This window comes from Kovacikia sp. CALU 1929, from assembly GCF_056784235.1.
Window position 1 is genome coordinate 38,679 of sequence record NZ_JBXBCF010000057.1, and the last position, 20,814, is coordinate 59,492.

Annotated in this window: 14 protein-coding genes; 11 read left to right on the forward strand and 3 right to left on the reverse strand. The window is 49.8% G+C overall.

Annotation, left to right across the window (positions count from 1 at the left end):
- Window position 1: 1 nt before the first annotated feature.
- A complete protein-coding gene (locus AC1S52_RS06755) occupies window positions 2–229 on the reverse strand; it encodes a hypothetical protein (RefSeq protein ID WP_482028251.1) in 228 nt (75 codons plus the stop codon).
- 105 nt (window positions 230–334) lie between these two features.
- On the opposite strand from AC1S52_RS06755, the gene AC1S52_RS06760 reads away from it, so the two are divergent.
- The 7 genes from AC1S52_RS06760 to AC1S52_RS06790 all read left to right on the forward strand — a co-directional run bounded on the left by AC1S52_RS06760 (window position 335) and on the right by AC1S52_RS06790 (window position 13,639).
- On the forward strand, window positions 335–2,230 hold the full coding sequence (locus AC1S52_RS06760) for a protein kinase domain-containing protein (protein ID WP_482028252.1): 1,896 nt from the start codon (window positions 335–337) through the stop codon (window positions 2,228–2,230).
- 277 nt (window positions 2,231–2,507) lie between these two features.
- Window positions 2,508–3,518, forward strand: coding sequence for a ParM/StbA family protein (locus tag AC1S52_RS06765; RefSeq protein WP_482028253.1), 1,011 nt, complete (start codon window positions 2,508–2,510; stop codon window positions 3,516–3,518).
- 91 nt (window positions 3,519–3,609) lie between these two features.
- A complete protein-coding gene (locus tag AC1S52_RS06770; protein ID WP_482028254.1) occupies window positions 3,610–3,870 on the forward strand; it encodes a hypothetical protein in 261 nt (86 codons plus the stop codon).
- A complete protein-coding gene (locus AC1S52_RS06775) occupies window positions 3,851–4,003 on the forward strand; it encodes a hypothetical protein (protein ID WP_482028255.1) in 153 nt (50 codons plus the stop codon). Before AC1S52_RS06770 ends, AC1S52_RS06775 begins: the two co-directional genes overlap by 20 nt.
- A 133-nt stretch (window positions 4,004–4,136) precedes the next feature.
- Window positions 4,137–6,227, forward strand: coding sequence for a carotenoid oxygenase family protein (locus AC1S52_RS06780; protein WP_482028256.1), 2,091 nt, complete (start codon window positions 4,137–4,139; stop codon window positions 6,225–6,227).
- Between the two features lie 207 nt (window positions 6,228–6,434).
- Entirely contained in the window at window positions 6,435–12,737 is a 6,303-nt protein-coding gene (locus tag AC1S52_RS06785; RefSeq protein WP_482028257.1) for an AAA family ATPase, read from the forward strand.
- An 89-nt stretch (window positions 12,738–12,826) separates the two neighbouring features.
- A complete protein-coding gene (locus AC1S52_RS06790) occupies window positions 12,827–13,639 on the forward strand; it encodes an ion transporter (protein WP_482028258.1) in 813 nt (270 codons plus the stop codon).
- Between the two features lie 114 nt (window positions 13,640–13,753).
- On the opposite strand, the gene rplI is transcribed toward AC1S52_RS06790, so the two are convergent.
- Window positions 13,754–14,224, reverse strand: coding sequence for a 50S ribosomal protein L9 (gene rplI, locus AC1S52_RS06795; RefSeq protein WP_482028259.1), 471 nt, complete (start codon window positions 14,222–14,224; stop codon window positions 13,754–13,756).
- 647 nt (window positions 14,225–14,871) lie between these two features.
- Here rplI and AC1S52_RS06800 point away from each other — a divergent pair.
- From AC1S52_RS06800 to groL, 4 genes are all read left to right on the forward strand, one after another.
- The gene (locus AC1S52_RS06800; RefSeq protein WP_482028260.1) at window positions 14,872–15,828 is read left to right on the forward strand and encodes a response regulator; all 957 of its coding nucleotides are present in this window, start codon (window positions 14,872–14,874) and stop codon (window positions 15,826–15,828) included.
- Window positions 15,829–15,987: 159 nt separating this feature from the next.
- Window positions 15,988–16,689, forward strand: a complete 702-nt coding sequence (gene ubiE, locus AC1S52_RS06805) for a bifunctional demethylmenaquinone methyltransferase/2-methoxy-6-polyprenyl-1,4-benzoquinol methylase UbiE (RefSeq protein ID WP_482028261.1) — start codon at window positions 15,988–15,990, stop codon at window positions 16,687–16,689.
- Complete coding sequence (locus AC1S52_RS06810) at window positions 16,689–17,927, forward strand: DUF445 domain-containing protein (RefSeq protein ID WP_482028262.1); 1,239 nt, start codon at window positions 16,689–16,691, stop codon at window positions 17,925–17,927. The genes ubiE and AC1S52_RS06810 overlap by 1 nt, the downstream gene beginning before the upstream one ends.
- Window positions 17,928–18,024: 97 nt before the next feature.
- Window positions 18,025–19,695 carry a chaperonin GroEL gene (groL, locus tag AC1S52_RS06815; RefSeq protein WP_482028263.1) on the forward strand — a complete coding sequence of 557 codons (1,671 nt, stop codon included), beginning with the start codon at window positions 18,025–18,027 and terminating at the stop codon, window positions 19,693–19,695.
- 51 nt (window positions 19,696–19,746) lie between these two features.
- On the opposite strand, the gene AC1S52_RS06820 is transcribed toward groL, so the two are convergent.
- Window positions 19,747–20,709: an alpha/beta fold hydrolase gene (locus AC1S52_RS06820; RefSeq protein WP_482028264.1), complete on the reverse strand. Its 963-nt coding sequence runs from the start codon at window positions 20,707–20,709 to the stop codon at window positions 19,747–19,749.
- Window positions 20,710–20,814 lie beyond the last annotated feature (105 nt).

A 20,814-nucleotide genomic window follows, 5' to 3' on the forward strand; every position in this document is an offset into this window, starting at 1 on the left:
TTTAATCTAGAATGCCCAACCGGAGTAAATCGAGCAACAAACACCAGGAGTTGTTAAGAATTGAACAGTCCACCATCGACCTGAGACAGGGGTTTGACGGGGTTTTTACCCTACCGCGATCGCGAAGCTCCACAGCACTACCGCTAGAATTGTCGTAGTATCTTCCGTGTTCCACCGTTAAACTCTTTTCAGACCGGCATTGCTGAAAAGCAGGATGAATCGAAACCAAGTCTTACTCCTACCGAGACCCTTTTCATCCTTCAAATTCAGTCATGCCATTCAGACAGGGTTTTGCAGGTGGTATGTTGATGAGTCTGGACTGGGTCACCCAACCATGCACCCTCGATTTGAACAGGACAATCCTGCCCCAATCATAGGTAAACGTTACAAACTCATTAACCAACTTGGTATGGGTGGGTTTGGGCAATCCTTTCTGGCACAAGATTTGCACCTGCCTGGTTGCCCTCGCTGTGTCGTGAAACGGCTGCTGACTAAAACCCACGACCCCAAACATTTGAAAACGGCAAGACGGCTGTTTGACACGGAGGCACGGGTTCTTTACCAGTTGGGTAAACACGACCAGATTCCGACACTTTATGCCCACTTTGAGGAGAACCAGGAGTTTTATCTGGTTCAGGAATTTATTGAAGGAGAACCACTGACCTGGAAGGTGGTACGGGGAAAACCCTGGGCTGAGGAGTGGGTAATCGCTTTATTGCATGACATTCTAGAGATTCTGGCATTTGTCCATCAGCAAAATGTGATTCACCGGGACATCAAGCCTGCCAATTTAATTCGCCGTAATCGTGACGGTAAGCTGGTGTTGATTGACTTTGGCGCAGTCAAGCAGGTTAGTATCCCTATGGTGGATCCCGATTCAGAGATCGCAGAGTCAACCATTTCTGTGGGCACCCAGGGTTACATCTCGAATGAACAGTTAGCCGGTAGACCCCGCTTCTGTAGTGACGTGTATGCCGTTGGCATGGTTGGTATCCAGGCACTCACCGGGGTGCGTCCAAAACGGCTGGATGAAAATACAGCCACAGGAGAGCTGGACTGGCGCATTCATGTGCCGAATGTCAGCCCTGAATTTGCAGAAGTCCTCGATCGCATGGTTCTCTATGATTTTCGAGACCGCTACCCAACGGCAGTGGAAGCCTTAGAGAGTTTGCAACAATTACCTCCCCACTTGCTTGCAGCCCTTCAACCGGCAACGGTTGATAGCCCTTTGACACAGGAGTTTGGCTTAACGGACGCTGAGACCGACTCCACCCAGAAGGATTCGGATTTTACCTATGCCAGCAGTAGCCTGGTTCCCACGTACCATCAAGAGGAAACGTTGATGTACGGGGAAGACCTTTCCTCTACTACGAGTTCTGTCAGTCCCCCTCAGAACTGGCGACAAACATGGCTTGAGCGGATCTCCCATCTGCCAAAGAAATGGCAGGGGCAGGCTGTACAGCGATGGACACTTCTGGGTATGGCGGGCGCGATCGCGGGGGTCTCCCTCTCTCTCCTTCTAGTCCAACTCAACGCCCGTCGCAATCCTGCCAATAACCCAACGTCTAGCAGTAACCCAGCCTCTTCCCCAAGGGCATCCATCCAACCTGTGATCCCGCCTCAAGGTCCCCCCGCCCCTAAACCGACCCCCCTTTCCCCCACCCAGAAAGCGGCGAACCTGCGAACTGAGGCGGATCGGTTACTGAAACAACGCCAATACCAGCAGGCGTTAGACCGTTACGATCAGCTCGTCAAGCTCAAATCGAATGATGCCCAGGCACATTGGGGACGCTGTGAGAGTCTAAATGGGCTGCAACAACCCGATCAGGCGATCGTTGCCTGTAATGATGCCTTAGACCTCAACCCAGACTATGCTGAAGCCCTCTGGAGCCAAGGTAAAGCCCTCAGACAACAAGACCGCATTCTGGGGGCACTCCGTCTGTTTGAGGAAGCCACGCTTGTAAAACCTGACTTTGCGGATGCCTGGTTGGCACGCGGGAGTGCCCTTCAGGAAGTGGGGCGATCGGCAGAGGCAATTGATGCCCTGGATCAGGCGATCGTCCTCAACCGTAACTCGGCGGAAGCCTGGAGTATTCGTGGTTCTGCCCTGTGGAACCTGGGACGGTTTGACCAGGCAGTGGCTTCTCTCGATAAAGCACTGCAAATCCAACCCAATGCCTCTGGTGCCAGTGCCCTTCGCCAGCAGGCACGCGAAGAATTAGGCTATTAACGAATATTTTGCGAACAATCCAAAACAGCACCCCTTGAAAAAGATTAGGCATCTGTGTATAGTACTTGTGTACTAATGGGGACAGTCGAGACCTACCACCTATCACCGATTACCCATTAAGTAGGTGGGACTAATTAAATAGAAGCCCTGTGTAGGTTGGGTTGACGCAGGAAACCCAACACCCTTTTTAGCACCTAACACCTAACACCGTTCGGCTGAGCGCTCACGTCGAAGCCTGACATCTATTTACCAGCAATTCAAAATAAGCGAGGAACCCATGACCAGTGCTACCCGACAGACTCGATCTCGAAAAGAGTCCACCAGTTCTTCGACCACCCGCTTTTTAGCCTTAGATGCGGGCAACTATGACCTCAAGTTCTGGGATGGCGTAGGACACCCCAAAGCTATTCGCTCTGTGCGTTTTCAGCTTCCTCAAGGGCGCGATGCCGTGCGTTATTCGGAAGCATCTCCCCTGGTAGAACTCCCGGATGGATCCCGCTTTCACTTTGGCGGGCAGGCCTATAAGTATCGCCGCCAACAGCAAACCGTGATTGAAAATAAAGTCGAACTGTCGCGGCTACATCTCTATGCCTGTCTGGAACCCCTGGACGGATCGACTGAATTTGCACTCAATCTCTATGCTTCCACCCCCGACCCCGCCAAGAGTGAAGATTCCATTCGACAGCAGCTTTTGGGTATTCACGAGTTCAAGCGCAATGGGATCGACTACCGGGTTTTGGTTGAGCGGGTGGAGGTCGAACGGGAAGGGATGGGGGCATACATCTATGCTCAACGGATGGGTCTAATCCCCGACAGTGGCTACACGATCGTCGTAGATATTGGCGGCGGTACCTGGCTGACCCGGTTAGTCGATGCCGAAGGCGAAGTGATTGATGAAAATGTGATGGACCGGGGCGGCACCTATGAACTGGCAACCTCCATCAGTTTTGACCGACGATTGACGGATACCCTTGGCACTTCCGCCGATCCCAGCATCATTATGGATGGCTTTCGGACGGGACATACCTACGCTGATACCGGCTTGTCCTGGTCGCCCTGGCTAGAGGAACATCTAGAACCCTGGTTTAAGGGCATTTTTCAAACGGTCAGGGCACAGTACACCCCCTATATGGCACGGGTAACCCGATTCCTGGTTACGGGCGGCGGTTCCCACCTAATTTCAGAACGGCTCCAGGGGCGTAAACTGTTTGCTGTCATGGGAGATCCCCAATTTGCCAATGTGCGTGGTTTGTTTCCGGTTCTAAATGGAGCGCAGTTAAGTTTTTAGAGTGTTTTGAAAATGCAAAACTGCCTCAAACCCATCCCTACTGGGACAGGCAGATGTTACTTAACCCACATGTTAGTTTGGAGGCGCGGTTATGTATGACAACAAAGTCAGGCTGAGCCAGGATGTGTTGGAGAAAGCCACGTTGATTGCCTCGGAATGGGGCTTGAAGAATGCGCGGGCAGCCGTGGAAGCGGTGTTTCGCAAGTATGCCGATGAGTATCTCAACGGACCACGACGGGCAGTTGAGGAACCTGGAAGCTGGAGTATGGCAATGCCCACCGGGACATCTGAAACGGCTGCTTCTCCGAAATGTGATGCCCTGGATGAGTTAGATGAGTTGCTGGGGCTTTGATTGGGTGGATGGATGGGTGGGTGGATCGATCGAAGTGAGACCCGAAAACTTCATTTCAGGAAATTCTGTGACTGTACGAGATGGGGCGATCGCCCGTGGGCAATGCTCTCGCTGCTGGTGTCCTTTGCCCTAACCTCCATTGCTTGTCGAGAGCAGTGGAGAGAAAAATTGTCCTAAGTGTTCGTACTGGTTGTTATATGTTTAGGGGATTAGGGAATTCTACGGACAAATTTACCTAAATTTACCAACCAGACTAAGAGGAAACCATGTTGCAAGAATTATCCAATTCAAAGGGTAAGCCGGTTTCTGATGCCTGCCCATCGGTTCCCCAATCCATCCTGACCGCAAATCGGTATGAGCTGACTGATATCACCCTGAAGATTGAGGGAACGCTCCCGGATGATTTACATGGGCACGTCTTTATTGTGGAACCGTGTGGATCAATTGATTCTGGTGGTCTTCCCTACCCAGATGGAGACTCCATTTTAGGGGGCGACGGAATGATTTACCGTCTCGACTTTAATCAAAAAGGTGAGGTGGGGCTAAAGTCGCGGCTGATGAAACCACCCGATTACTATGCTGACAAGGCTACTCAGGCAGGCACCGATTACGACCAATATAGGTTTCGCAATCATGGCATTACCCGCTTCTCCCTTTCCCTGGGTTGTCGCAATCAGCTAAACACGGGTTTTCTGCCGATGAAGTTTAGGGGAGACTCTCGCGATCGCTTGTTGGTTACCTATGATGTGGGTCGTCCCTACGAACTGGATACGGAAACCCTTGAAGCCGTTACTCCAGTTGGAAAAAATACAGAATGGGTTGGAGAACTCGACTGGTTTAATATGCCTTTTCGGCTGCTGATGAGTACGGCGCATCCATTGTTTGATCCGTATACCAATCAAATGTTTACGGTTAACTTTGGTCGATCGATCAACAGCTTCATGAAGACCGTTCCATTCATTGACGACCTGGAAAATTTGCCAGGAGAAGTTGAAGCACAGTTGATTGAAGTTTTTGATTTTTTCAATGCTGAATTACTGAAAGATCTAATTACAACTTTTTCCAAGCTTTTCTGGGGCAATTTGCAGCTTTTAGCCAGTTTGCTTGAGAAGCTGATCGGAATTGATATGGAAGACTATGTGTACGTGCTTAGTTGGGATGGGTCAGGACAGATAGAACGATGGAAAGTCGTTCTCCCCGATCGCTCCCCCATTCAAATTCAGCAATGTATTCACCAGATTGGGATGTCCGAAGATTACATCGTGATTCTGGACACTTCTTTTATGGTTGGGTTGGAGCAAATGATCAATAATCCGTTGCCCCACGACAAAAAAGCCGAGGAGCTTTTTAGAAAGCTTGCAGAGCGCCCAGCCGTGCCAGACTCTTACTGTTACATTGTGCGTCGCCGTGACTTAAAAGCAGGACAACATCCGGCGTGTAATGAGCAGGAAGTTGAAGTGGTTGCACAAAAGGTTGTGATTCCCCTAGCTTCGGCTCATTTTCTGGTGGACTATGACAATCCCAATGGAAATATTACGCTTCATGTTTCGCATCTCTGCGGCATGGAGGTTTCTGAATGGATTCGCAAATATGATGTGTCGGTTTATCCCTCCCACAATCCAGTCCCATCTCGCTTAGGGGGAATGATCCAAAGCGAAACTGATATTGGTCGAGTTGGAAAGTATGTGGTAAATGGTGAAACAGGACTTTTGATTGATTCCTGTGTGGTTTCCCAAGATCCCTTTACCTGGGGGATTGAACTCTATGCCTATCGAGATCGACTAGCCAAAACAGGATTGCCGCCCAGGAAACTTGACAACATTTACTGGTGTTCGTTGGGGCTTTGGAAAGAATTGATGACAGAGTTCGTTTTCGACCTCTATAAGGACTATAAATATCAGCTAATACCCCATTCTGAAATTCTGAAACGTGCAGAACAGGGGGTTCCTTGTTATCTGTTCCGGCTTCACACCGCAACAATGGAAATTGTCGATTATTTTGCATTTCCGGCTGGGCATATCATACTTTCTCCTGAGTTCATACCCAGTAATACTGGTGAAAGTTCAATCGATGGGCATCTCGTATGTACCGTTTATACTCCCGATCGCAGTGAGTTCTGGATCTTTGATGCTAGAGATTTAGCTCAGGGACCTTTGTGCATATTACATCATCCCTCGCTCAGCTTTGGGTTTACACTGCACACTGCCTGGTTACCAGAAATTGGTCGGCGTGAAGCCAGCTATCTAGTGGCAGTTCGGGAAGATTTCGATTATTTGGTGAAGCGAAAGTCTTCAGAAGTTCAGGAATTTTTTGAAAAAGAGGTATATCCTCACTTTGAGGCTAAATCTAGCCTTTAATTGGATCTAAACCTCACCAATTTAGAAACCCGTAGTTTTTCCTGGAAAAATCTCCAGTTCTCAACTTGGATGAGGTTTAAAGTCTGATTAGTGGATCCCCGGATTCCTTGAGAATTCGGGGATTTTGAATATTTTGTATGACAATCTCTGGATTGCCGAAATTTTGCCCTACGCTACTTAACAGGCGACCTAATCCTGACAGCAACTATGATGATTACGATTCCGGGCTATGACATTGTTGAAAGAATTTATGCCGGTGACCGCACCTCGGTTTACCGGGGGTACAGCCAGCAGCGGCAACAGCCCGTCATCATTAAAGTTCTGACTGTGGAATATCCCACGCTAGAAGAGATTACCCGCCTGCGGCACGAATACATCATTCCTGGCACCCTGGAGTGCGACGGCATTGTCAAACCCTACAACCTGGAACCTTACCAGAACAGCTACGCCCTGATCCTGGAAGACTTTGATGGCGAATCCCTCAAAGACTGGTTAAATACTGAACCGCTATCCCTGGCAGTCTGTTTGCAGATCGCGATCGCCCTCAGCCAAACCCTGGCAGTGCTGCACCAAGCTGGCATTATCCACAAAGACATCAAGCCCAGCAACATCATTGTCAATCTGGAGACAGGAGAGGTGAAACTGAGCGACTTTGGGCTTGCCTCCCGCCTGTCCCTGGAAAACCAAGCGCTCCAGAACCCGAATTTGATAGAAGGCACCCTCGCCTACCTGTCCCCCGAACAAACCGGCAGAATGAACCGCTCCATCGACTACCGGAGCGATTTTTATTCCCTCGGTGTCACTCTTTACGAACTGCTGACCGGCACCTTACCCTTTACCGCTACCGATCCGATGGAGTTGGTCCATTGTCATATTGCCAAACAGCCTGTGTCGCCGTTTGAGGTTGGGAATCAAGAGCCAGGAGTCAAATCACCTGCCCCACCCGACACCCGACACCCCATTCCCCAAGTCGTTTCCAATATCGTCATGAAACTGCTGGCGAAGAATGCGGAAGACCGCTATCAAAGTGCAGCCGGACTTCAGTTTGACCTGGAAACCTGTTTACGCCAGTTAGAAACAACCGGAACGATTGAGCCATTTTCTTTGGGAACGCGCGATCGCGGCAACCAGCTTTTAATTCCTCAAAAACTCTACGGGCGCGAGCAGGAAGTTCAAACTCTGATGGATGCCTTTACGCGAGTCAGCGCGGGGGCAACCGAAATGATGCTCGTCACCGGCTATTCCGGGATTGGGAAAACCTCCATCGTTAATGAAGTTCATAAGCCGATTGTAGAAGCGCGGGGCTATTTTATTGCCGGGAAATTCGATCAGTTTAAGCGCAATATTCCCTACGCGGCTTTGATTCAAGCATTTCAAGAGTTGATTCGTCAGCTTCTTACAGAAAGTGAGCAACAGGTCGCACTATGGCAATCCCGATTATTGGAGGCACTCGGATCCAACGGTCAGGTCATCATTGATGTGATTCCAGAGGTGGAACTGATCATGGGTTCCCAGCCGGAAGTACTCAGTCTCGGAGCTTCTGAAACTCAAAACCGCTTTAATCGGATATTTCAGCAGTTTGTTGGTGTCTTTTGTCAACCTGAGTATCCCCTCGTCATCTTCCTGGATGACCTGCAATGGGTAGACTCCGCATCGCTCAAGTTGATCCAGCTTTTAACCACCGATGACAGCAGACATCACCTCCTCCTGATTGGCGCTTACCGTGATAACGAAGTCAGCCCCACCCATTCCCTGATTCAAACGCTGGAAAAAATTGAGGCAACGGGTGCCGCGATCAACACCATCACTGTAGAACCCCTACACAGTCAGCATGTCACTCAACTTGTAGCAGATACCTTAAAGGAACCTACCGATTCCACTCGGATAGGCTCATTGGCTGAACTGGTGTTTAACAAAACCCAGGGGAATCCTTTCTTTCTAACTCAATTGTTGAGAACTCTCTATGCCGAAAACCTGTTGGTGTATGAGGTCAACACCGATCGCTGGCAGTGGGATATTCAGCAGATTCAATCGGTGGGCATCATAGACTACACGATCGTTGAACTGATAGCCCGCAACATTCGCAAACTGCCTCCCGAAACGCAAACGGCTCTCAAGCTGGCAGCTTGCATTGGCAACCAGTTTAATCTCAATATTCTGGCGATCGTGGATGAACAGTCCGATTTTGTCACAGCTACTCAGCTATGGACAGCCTTGCAAGCCGGATTGATTCTGCCATTGTCGAATACCTATAAAGTTCCCCTTGTATTTAAAGAATCAGAATCGACTGTTCTCAACATCAGTGAGATCAATGTCGATTACCGTTTCTTGCATGACCGTGTTCAGCAAGCCGCTTACTCCCTCATACCCGAAGCTGAGAAGAAAGCAACCCACCTGAAAATTGGTCAGCTTCTGCTCGAAAACACCACACCTGAAGAACAAAAAGAAAATATTTTTGCACTCGTTAACCAACTTAACTTTGGAACGGATCTGCTCACAACTCAAGTTGAGAAAGATGAGTTGGCGAAACTCAATCTTATAGCTGGGCAAAAGGCAAAAGCCGCAACGGCTTATGAGGCGGCAGTGAGCTATTTACATATAGGCATTGGTTTATTAGCACCTGATAGTTGGCAACAGCAATATGATTGGTCACTGCTGTTTTATGCAGAAACGGCAGAAGTAGAATATCTGAACACAAACTTTGAGCAAGCTGAAAATCTTTGTAGACTTTCTCTGGCACAAGCTCAAACCGCTCTTGATAAAATTAAGTTTCACGAGCTAGAAATAAAACTAAATCTGGCTCAAAGTCAAATCAAAGCTTCGGTGGATAAAGGACTGTATGTTTTAGAGATGTTAGGTATCTCTTTATCTGAATCATTGCCAGAGGAACTTAAGCAACAATCGAGTGTACAGCCTCTAGTTGACCTACCAGAAATGACCGACCCTCAAAAGCTAGTGGCAATGGGGATTTTGAATCTAATATTTGCTCCCGCTGCTTTTGCAGAAAGCATATTTGCCTTGCCAATTCTATATACAATGATCGAGCTTTCCACTAAATATGGAAACTCGCCTCCCGCTATTTATGCGTATGCACTTTATGGAATTATTACCGCCTGGTTGGTTCTCGATATTGATCTTGCCTATGCCTTTGGTCAGTTGTCATGGAAGGTAATGGACAAACTGAACTCGAAGGAATTTAAATCTAAAGCATATGTGGCAGTTTTGATTAACATTACCTTTAAGAAGAAACACATTAGAGAAACGATCGAACCCCTCCATGAAGCTATTGATGCTGGTCTAGAAGTTGGAGATATAGAGTTTGCCTGCCACGCGGCTCAATTCTATTGTGATCATTTATTTTTTGTAGGAGAGCATCTAGAATCACTTGCTCAAACACAGATTAATTACGTTGATTTTATTCACAAACTTGAGCAACAGCACCCCCTTGGGTTAGCTCATATCTGCGCTCAAGCAGTTTCCAACTTGTTGGCTCAGTCAGAGGACCACTGTCAATTAGTTGGTGATCTGTTTAATGAGGAAGCAGCAGTCCCTCACTTTCAAGCACTGAATAATCGTATATCAATATTCAGTGTTTACTTCTTCAAAACCTTTTTGTATTACCTGTTTGAGGATTATAAAAATGCTGTAGAAGCCGCAGAAGTGGCAGTCGGTTATGCGGGACACGTTCAAGCTGAGATTATTTTTGTCTGGCATAATTGCTGCTATTCTCTGGCGCTGTTAGCGAGCTATCCTGATGCCAATTCTCAAACAGAACCGGACCAAATCAGTAAACGGCAACAATATCTAGAGCAAGTTGAAAAGAATCAGCAGTTGATGAAGCTGTGGGTGCACCATGCACCAATGAATTTCCAGCACAAATATGACCTGGTAGAAGCGGAGAAAGCACGGGTACTGGGAGATCATCTGACGGCGATGGAATTGTATGACCGCGCCATTGCTGGAGCCGCGGAACAGGGATTCATCCAGGAAGAAGCCCTTGCCTGGGAACTAGCCGCCAAATTCTACCTCGCCTGGGGACGGGAAGAAATTGCTCGTACCTATCTGGCAAAGGCACACAACGGCTACATTCGCTGGGGTGCGGTGGCTAAGGTCAACAGCCTAGAAGCCAAATACACCCGGTTGCTGCCTGCTACCTCCACCAAAATTGCCACCCAGGCAAAGAGTCGGGATAAAACGGTTTCAGTCACCACCAGCAGTGGGAATGTACTTGACTCCACCACGGTCATCAAAGCCTCCCAAACCCTTGCCAGCGAAATCATTCTGGAGCGGTTGCTGAACCAGTTAATGAAAATTGTGATCGAAAATGCCGGTGCCCAGACCGGGTTTCTGCTCCTGGAAAAAGACGGGCAATTGCTGATTGAAGCCAGCGGTGCGGTGGATCAGGAAAAGGCTGTTGTGCGTCAGTCCATTCCAGTGGAAACCAGCCAGCAGCTTCCCCTGTCATTGATTCACTACGTCGCCCGCACCCAGCAAGAGGTGATTTTAGACAATGCCACCCAGGATGGACTCTTTACCACGGATGCCTATATTGTGCGCCAGCAACCGCGTTCCGTGCTGTGTATTCCCATTCTGCACCAGGGCCAACTGACCGGCTTACTTTATCTGGAAAACAACCTTGCCACCGGCACCTTTACCCCGGAACGGCTGGAAGTGTTAAAACTGTTGTCCGCTCAAGCGGCTATTTCGATTGAAAATGCCCAGCTTTATGAAGGTATGACCGACCTCAACGCCCACCTGGCACAGGAGATCATCGAACGGCAGCGGGCACAGGAGGCATTGCGAGACAGTGAACGCAAACTGGCACAATTTCTGGAAGCACTGCCCGTAGGCGTGTTTGTCATCGATGCGGCGGGACAATCTTACTACTCCAATCAAACCGGGCAACAGATTTTGGGGCAGGAAGCCAGTGCCGGTATCACTGTCGATCAATTGCCCCAAACCTATCAGGCATACCGGGCTGGGACGGGAGAACTGTACCCGCCTGAACAGCAGCCCATCATATACGCCTTGAAGGGCGAACGGATGACCGTTGAGGATTTGGAGATCCACCGCCCCGATCGCATCATTCCCTTAGAGATCACCGCCACGCCCATCTTTGATGAGCAGGGAGTCCTTGTCTACGCGATCGCCGCCTTCCAGGACATCACCCAACGTAAACAGGCAGAAGCCGAGCGGATTCAGTTTAACCAGGCGCTTGCCCTGAAAAATGAAGCCTTGCAACAGGCAACGGACAGGTTGGCTGACATCAACCGCACCCTGGAACAAAAAGTTAAAGAACGCACCCAGGAACTCTCCCAAACCCTGGAAATCCTGAAAGCGACCCAGGCAGAACTGGTGATTGAAAATGCCCTGCTCAGAAGCACTGAACAGCCCTCGACCTTCGACTACCAGGTGGGGGGTAGTTTACCAATGGATGCGCCGACCTATGTGGTGCGGCAGGCAGACCGGCATCTCTACAGAGCCATCAAAGCAGGCGAATTTTGCTCCATCCTCAACGCCCGCCAGATGGGGAAATCCAGTCTACGGGTGCAAATCATGCAACGGTTGCGGGCAGAAGGCTTTGCCTGTGCGGCGATCGACCTGTCGGAGATTGGCAATCGTCAGATCACCCTGGAACAGTGGTATGCCAGCTTTACCTATACCCTTGCTAGTGGTTTGAACCTGACCGGCACCGTCAATTTTCGTACCTGGTGGCGAGAGCATGAGTTTCTGTCGCCCCTGCATCGCCTGAGCGAGTTTGTCGATCAGGTCTTGCTGACCCACATTGCCCCACCGATCGCCATTTTCATTGACGAAATTGATAGTGTGCTCAACTTAAGTTTTGAAATTGATGACTTCTTTATTCTGTTGCGCAGTTTCTATAACAAACGGGCAGACCACCCGGAATATCAGCGGCTTGCCTTTGTTTTTCTGGGCGTGGCGACCCCGGCTCAACTGATCCGCGATAAAGCGCGGACTCCGTTTAATGTGGGTCAGGCAATTCAACTCCATGGCTTTCAACTCCATGAAGCGCAACCGTTGTTGCAGGGGTTAGCCGAACAGGTGGGCAATCCCCAGGTGGTGCTCAAACAAATTCTGGCATGGACGGGCGGTCAACCCTTCCTGACCCAAAAAGTATGCAAACTGATTCGCAGTTCGTCCGCCCCGATTTCCACCAATCAGGAAGCCGAATGGATTGAAAACCTGGTGCGTTCCCATATTATTGAAGATTGGGAATCACAGGATGAACCGGAACATTTGCGAACCATTCGCGATCGCCTCTTGCATGACCAACAAAGAGCCGTGCCCTTGCTGGAACTGTATGACCAAATCTTGCAATTGGGAGCCATCCCGTTTAGAGATCATCCTGAACACAAGGAGCTGCTGCTGTCGGGCTTAGTGGTCAAGCAGTCTTCCCCCAACCAGCCCGTCCTTGTCGTCAGCAATCGGATTTATCAAACCATTTTCGATGAGTCCTGGGTCAGGCAACAGTTAGATCGGTTGGGTTGATCCACACATCTCGGAGGTTTCAAAAACCTCTGAGGTCTTGGGCGGTTTGAAATTTGAATTTTTCAATTCTCAACTCATCACTATCACTGATGTCACTACGAAAAACCATTAGTTTTTATCTGGAAGATGTAGAAACTCCAGTTGGTAAAGTCGTCAACCTGGGAATTATTGGGCTGGTGTTGCTTTCATCCGCTATTTTCGTAGCACAAACCTATGCCATCCCAGAGCCGTTTGCAACAGACCTGAATTGGCTTGACACCATTATTCTGATTGCTTTCGCAATTGAATACTGCCTTCGCTTCTGGGTTGCTGAAAACAAGATTCGCTATTTCTTCAGCCCGTATTCCATCATTGATCTGTTTGCGGTTTTCCCCTTCCTGCTGGGCGTTTTTGACATCCGATTCATTCGAGTTTTTCGGTGGTTCCGAATTTTACGCCTGATCCGGTTCATTGAGGGAAAAACCATTGTTGGCTACATTACCCGTGAAGACAGCGCTATTTTTGCCCGCATCCTGCTGACCCTATTTATCATTACTTTTGTTTATGCCGGTTTAATCTATCAGGTTGAGCATCCTAAAAGTCCGCAAATTTTTGGCACCTTTCTAGATGCAGTATATTTTTCTGTCGCCACAATGACGACCGTAGGCTTTGGAGACGTGACACCCCTTTCCCAAACGGGTCGCCTATTAACCATTTTGATGATCCTGACCGGAGTGATTGTCATTCCCTGGCAGTTGGGAGATTTAGTCAAGCGACTGGTCAAAACAGGGAATCAGGTGGCAACACCCTGTCCCACCTGCCACCTGTCAATGCATGACATGGATGCTCAGTTCTGTAAAAACTGCGGTACTAGACTGTCCAATCCTGCCTGTCCGGTGGATGGGTTGAAGGACAAACTGTAAAGCAATGGCGTTAATCTAAACCTGGAACGTATACCAAAGATCCCCGGAATCTCAAAGATTCCAGGGATCTAAAACCTGATTAGTGAACGGCTATTCAACCACAAGGAACAGCGACTACTCGCTGGCTTTTGATGGAACAACCTGCACATCGACTGTAGCCGTCACTTCTGGGTGCAGCTTGATGTCTACCTTGTAAGTTCCCAGCTTGTGAATATCGGGAACGGTAATATTGCGGCGATCGACTTCCTGATTGGTTGCCTCTTGAATTGCGGTTGCCACATCCTGATTGGTGACAGTACCAAAAATAGAATCTTTTTCGCCCGCTTGCTTGGCGATCGTAAACCGTCCAACGGTTTCCAGCGCCTTTTTAAGGGACTCGGACTGTTGTTTTTCCGCCAACAACCGCTGCCGCTCTAACTCTCTACGCCGCTCTACCTGTCTCAAAATGCCGGGGTTGGTTGGCACCGCTAACCCCTGGGGAATTAAATAGTTACGAGCATAGCCGGGAGCTACATCCACCAGATCTCCTGTCCGCCCCAACTTGCTGACATCCTTATTAAGAACTAACTGAACACGCTTCACCATACTCTTTCCCGTATTACTCAATTTCCCTTATTACGCAATCCTGACCCACAGAAATACAATCCTACCGCAACGGGTAGATGGATTTCCACCTTTTTAGTCAAGAAATTGCCATCGAGCCATTTCCCCTGGGATGGTGAACCCGGATAAAAGGCTTTCCCCATGCGTAAGCCCCCTTTACTCACCCACTCTCCACCCCTCTACTCCTCCACCCCCGTTGTGGTTGACTCATCTAAAAAACGCTGCAAATTTAGAATCCCTGGCATGAGTGTCGTGAACCTTGGTTGAATCGGATGTAGGATGCGGGTAGTAAATAAGGTATTTTTTCTAGGAAATTTTACAGAGAGTTGTTAGAAATAGTCCAAGTTTGGCAAGACTAGATTAGAACTTTTGACAATAGTCAATTCTTGTGAATCAAGAATTGGTGCTTTCGCACTGTTCTGGTATGGGTGAGGGACATGTGACTACTTTATTAGAAGGGGAATGAACTCACGCATCTCGGTAGCTGAGATATTCAAAGTAACCTGGATTCAAAGTCGCTCTCGCGTGCAACCTTTCTTGCCTGTTCTCTTTCTGCCATTGATTCAGTGTGCACCGACCTCAAGGTAAACCCATTGAATTTAGGCTTCTCCTAAAGGAATTTACTGTCTATGACCTATGCGATCCCCGAACTTGACACCATCAGCCGTCAGTTGATGAGTCTGGAACGACCTAAAAAAGCAAAAATGCTGGTGGTCGATGATGAGCCTGATAACCTGGATCTGCTGTATCGTACCTTTCGTCGGGACTTTAACGTACTCAAGGCGGAGAGCGGTGTCCACGCCCTTGAGGTGCTGGCGGCTGAAGGTGAAGTTGCCGTGATTATCTCGGACCAGCGGATGCCGGAAATGAAGGGAACCGAGTTTCTCAGCCGGACGGTTCCCCAGTTCCCAGACACGATGCGAATCATTCTGACGGGCTTTACGGATGTAGAAGATCTGGTGGAGGCAATTAACTCTGGGCAGGTCTACAAATACATCACCAAACCCTGGGACCCCAATGAATTAAAGGCAGTGGTGCAGCGAGCAGCAGAAACCTATGAACTGTTGAAGCAACGGACAGAGGAACTGCGGCGATCGCAGGCACAGACCGAGCTGCTGTCAACCATTGTAAAGGCGGCTCAGGAAGCCAACAGCCTGGATGCCTGTTTGGAGCCGATCGCCGCTGCCTTTGCCAGAAGCTTTGAGGCAGATGTGTGTATCTTGCAATTGGTAGAAGCCAATGCTCTAGTTCCGACTTTTGGAACTTATAGTGAACAGAATTCCGTCGAGAACTGGCTGGATAAGGATCCCCTGACGAAGGAGGCGATCGCGTCTCATAAAATTCAGGTAGCGGTCAACGTTCCAGCCGATACCTCTCTCGCTGGCGTGGAGCACTACAACGCCTTCGGTGTCCAGGCACATTTGATTATTCCCGTGACCTACCGAGAGGAAGTGCTGGCAGCTCTCTCGCTGCAATGGAAGCAACCCTGCATCTTACGGGAAGACGAGTTACTGCTACTGCATCTTTCTGCCCAGCAAGTTGCCCTGGCACTGACCAGTACCCGGTATTACAAACCAGCGGCGTAAGGGGTTGGACATTAGACTCTAGACTGGATTAAGGAATGTAATTGGCAATGGGGAGTTGTTGGTTGTTAGATTGACCTTCTAAAAACTAGAAACTAAGAACTAAAAACTGTTCCTCTCCCCCTTCCTCCCTTCCTGTTTAGCCTCCAACGTCCAACTGCTATGAATTCTGAACAGATCCGCACCATTTTCGATCGCATTGCCCCAGTCTATGACCAGCTCAACCACTGGCTTAGTCTGGGGCAACATCGTATCTGGAAGCAGATGACGGTGAAATGGAGCGGTGCCAAACCAGGCGATACCTGTCTTGATGTGTGCTGTGGCAGTGGCGATCTGGCACAAATGCTGGCAGATCAGGTGGGATCAACCGGGCAGGTGTTTGGGGTCGATTTTTCCTCGGCGCAACTGGCGATCGCCCGTCAGCGCCTCCAGGAAAGCTATGTGGACTTGCCCATTACCTGGGTCGAAGGCGATGCCCTCAACCTACCATTTCCCGACCATCAGTTTGATGCGGTCACTATGGGCTACGGGTTGCGCAACGTCACGGATATCTCTGGTAGCCTCAAAGAACTGTATCGCGTACTGAAGCCTGGTGCCCAGGCTGCCATTCTGGACTTTAACCACCCTTCCAATCCGTTCATGCGCACTTTCCAGCAGTGGTATCTGGATGCGATCGTGGTTCCTACTGCCCAGCGATTTGGCTTAACGGAAGAGTATGCCTACATTACGCCCAGTCTGGACAAATTTCCCACTGGACCAGAGCAGGTCAGCCTCGCCCGTGAGGTAGGGTTTTCCGCCGTCACCCATTACCCGATTGCCGGGGGTACGATGGGAGTGTTGGTTGTGAAGAAGGCGGAAGAATAGTGGATCTCGCGTCGCTACAGTCAATTTGGCTTCTTGCGGCTCCTCCGATTGTGGGCGCTGTGATTGGTTACTTCACCAACGATATTGCGATCAAAATGCTGTTTCGCCCTTACCATGCCTGGTATATTGGCGATCGCCGCGTTCCCTTCACCCCCGGACTGATTCCGCGCAACCAGGAGCGACTGGCGAAACGCATTTCTGACACCATCATGGGGTCGTTGCTGACTCCAGAAGAATTGCAAAATCTGGCTCGGCGGTTGTTAGAAACGGAGCGGGTGCAGGGGGCAATTCTGTGGCTGCTGAAACTGGGGTTAGACCAGATTCAGACGGATAAGAACCCCAAGTCTGCCAAAGTTCTGTCAAATATTCTGCGGGATCTGTTTGGGCAGTCTTTGCCCCGCCTGTTGAAGGTCCTGGCACGGCGAGAAGATTTTCTGGAAGCCCAATTGAATCAGATTTTCGATCAGGTGCTTTTGGAATTTCAATTGAGTCAGGATCAGTCTACGAAGCTGGCGGATTGGTTGTTGCAGGTTGTGCTGCCGCCGGATGTAATTCGCCAGGGGTTAATTGATTTTTTGACCGATCGCAACATTCAAGTGATTGACGAAGGTTTTCGGGAAAGAACCAGCGGTACCTATTGGGTGGTGGCTAATCTGTTTGGGGTGCGTAATTCCCTGACTCGTCTGCGAACCTTTCTGCTGGATGAGCGGGAAGAAAGCAATGTCCGTGTGCAGGAGTTAATTGTTTCTTTAGGCATTCGACAGCGGTTAAGGGAACTGCTGCAAAACCTTTCACCCCAAAACCTGCCAGTTTCTACGGTACGCCAACTCCGGAAAACCCTGCGAGATACTGTGCGGGAATACATTCAGCAACGGGGCAGTGACATGCTCCAGGAGTTGAGTAAATCGATTGATTGGGAAAATCTGGCAGGGGTCATTCTCAACCGTTTAACTACCTCAGAAGCCGTTTCGGAATCCCTGGAGGTGGTCAGTTTGGAACTGGCGCTTGTCCTGGAGCGTTACCTGGAGCGGGAACTGGAAACCCTGGTGGCGCAGATGATCCCGATTCTGAATATTGACCAGGTGATTATCGACCGGGTCAAAGCAACCGCTCCCGCCGATCTAGAAAAAGCGATTAATGGCATTGTCAAAAGTGAGTTGCAGGCGATCGTCAACATAGGCGGCGTTTTGGGATTTGTAATTGGTCTATTGCAGACAGGGTTACTGATACTCCGCTAGCAGTCACCTCCCCCTCTCCCCTATTTACCGTTTCTGATTTAGCAGTCTAACGAGTTGAGTGCTAAATTTGGATGTGGAGAACTGAGCGTAGAGACCTATGACCAAAATTGTTGTATTCAGTGATGAGTCACGTCAGGCGTTAGAGCGGGGTGTGAATGCCCTGGCTGACGCGGTGCGTGTTACCCTCGGTCCCAAAGGGCGGAATGTTTTACTAGAGAAGAAATATGGTGCTCCCCAGATTGTGAATGATGGGATCACGATCGCCAAGGAAATTGAGCTAGAAGATCCCCTGGAAAACACAGGTGCTGCTTTGATTCGAGAAGTTGCTTCTAAGACAAAAGACCTGGCGGGAGATGGCACCACCACCGCAACGGTGCTGGCTCAAGCAATGATCCGAGAAGGGATGAAGAATGTAGCGGCAGGCACCAATCCGGTTGCACTGCGACGCGGGATCGAAAAGGCGATCGCCCAACTGGTGGATGAAATTAAGGCAGTCGCAAAACCCGTTGAAGGGAATGCGATCGCCCAGGTGGCGACCGTTTCTTCGGGGAATGATGACGAAGTGGGAGCCATGATTGCCGAAGCGATGGATAAAGTCGGCAGGGATGGGGTAATCACGGTTGAAGAGTCCAAGTCTCTCAGTACCGAGATGGAACTGGTGGAGGGGATGCAATTTGACCGGGGCTACATTTCCCCTTACTTTGTCACGGATCCTGAGCGGATGATTGCCGAGTTTGAAAATGTGCTGATTCTGCTCACCGATAAGAAGATTGGTTCGATTCAGGACCTCATCCCCGTTCTGGAGAAAATTGCCCGCTCTGGACAGCCGCTGTTGGTGATTGCAGAAGATATTGAAGGAGAAGCGCTGGCAACGCTCGTGGTGAATCGGTTACGGGGCGTGTTGAATGCGATCGCGGTCAAAGCTCCTGGTTTTGGCGAGCGGCGGAAAGCCATGCTGCAAGATATGGCAGTCCTGACTGGAGGGCAGGTTATTTCGGAAGACATTGGGTTGAGCCTGGATAGTGTTTCCCTGGAAATGCTGGGCAAAGCCCGCAAAGTCACCATTACTAAGGACACGACTACGATCGTGTCTGATGCTGACAACAAGGGTGACATCAATAAGCGGGTTGACCAACTGCGGAAAGAACTGGAGCGCAGTGACTCTGAGTACGACAAAGAGAAGCTGCAAGAGCGGATTGCTAAGCTAGCAGGGGGTGTTGCTGTGATTAAAGTTGGCGCAGCAACCGAAACCGAACTCAAAGACCGCAAGTTTCGGATTGAAGATGCCCTCAATGCCACAAAGGCAGCCGTGGAGGAAGGGATTGTCCCTGGTGGTGGCGTTACCCTGATTCACCTGGCTCCCAAGCTGGCTGATTTCAAGGCTACGTTGACCGCAGAAGAGCAGATTGGGGCAGACATTGTGATCAAAGCCCTGGAAGCTCCTTTAAAGCAGATTGCTGATAATGCCGGGGTTGAAGGTTCAGTGGTGGTTGAAACCGTGCGCGGCACCGAATTCAATGTCGGCTATAATGCTCAAACTAACGAGTACGAAGACCTGGTTGCGGCTGGCATTATCGATCCGGCAAAGGTGGTGCGATCGGCGTTGCAAGATGCTGGTTCGATCGCCGGGATGGTGCTGACCACAGAGGCACTGGTGGTTGAGAGACCTGAGAAGAAACCCGCTGGCGGTGCCCCTGATATGGGTGGCATGGGCGGTATGGGTGGCATGGGCGGCATGGGTGGCATGGGTGGCATGGGGATGATGTAGGGTCGGCTTAGACCTCCGAGGTTTTCATAACCTCGGAGGTCTGGGAGACTTTCAACTCTCAACTGCCCACGACTTTAACCAGTCCAAGACTATCTGGTTCACGGTTTCGGCACACTCATCATGGAGACAGTGCCCTGCATTCTCAATTTCAATCAGCGTTAAGTTAGGGTTGTATTTCACAAACAATGGACCCAACTTAGGCGGCACCATCATGTCTTTCTGACCCCAGAGTAAAAGGATTGGCACCGCAATTTGGGGTAAAACCTTTTTGGCGGTGCAGTCCATCTCTGCTTTGGTTTTGGGATGGATCATGGTGCGGAGCGCGCGAATGGCTCCCCGGTCATAGGCTGGGCTGGAAAAAATCTCTAACACCTCGTCTGTAATGGCGGTTGGCGTGGCATAAGCCTGTTTTGCCCACAGGCGAATTACCGCTGCACTACGCATGATGCGAAATAGCGGATAAAAAACGAGGGGAGAGGTGAAAACGGCTTTCGCAACTTCTAACAAAGGACGAGAGATATGCCCCAATGCGGTCAGGCTCCAGCGGAATGGTTTGGCAACGGATTTCTGCAACCATGCTGGAGCCTCCAACACGGATGAATCGGGCAGGTTAAACATGACAATTCCTTTCACCATCTCCGGGTAGCGGACGGCAACGGTCAGACACACCATTGACCCCACCGAGTGCCCTACCAGTACTACGGGCTGCCGAATGAATGTTTTCCAGAAGTCATAAACCTGCTCTGCCCAGAACAGAGAGTTATAAGGAGCAGCCGTTTTTTCGGAGGCACCAAAGCCTAACAGGTCAAGGGCATAGACGGTGTGGTGCTGTGCCAGAGCTGCCAAATTCTGTCGCCAGTGACCAATGGAGGCACCGAATCCATGCAGCAGGATCATTGGGGTAGAACTGCCTGCTTCTGCTGCCCGCAGGTAGGTGTAGCGAGTTTGCCACCCCCGCCAAACCCAATCCCGCTGATTGCCGACTCGGTATTGCCAGTGAAGGGAGGTTGCCACAATCACCTCTGTTGCAAGAAGGTGTACCTATCAATTCTAGGGTGTCATCCAGAATGGTGGTTCTGAATAGCACCGTAGTTTTTCCTGGGAAAAAATCTCCAGTTC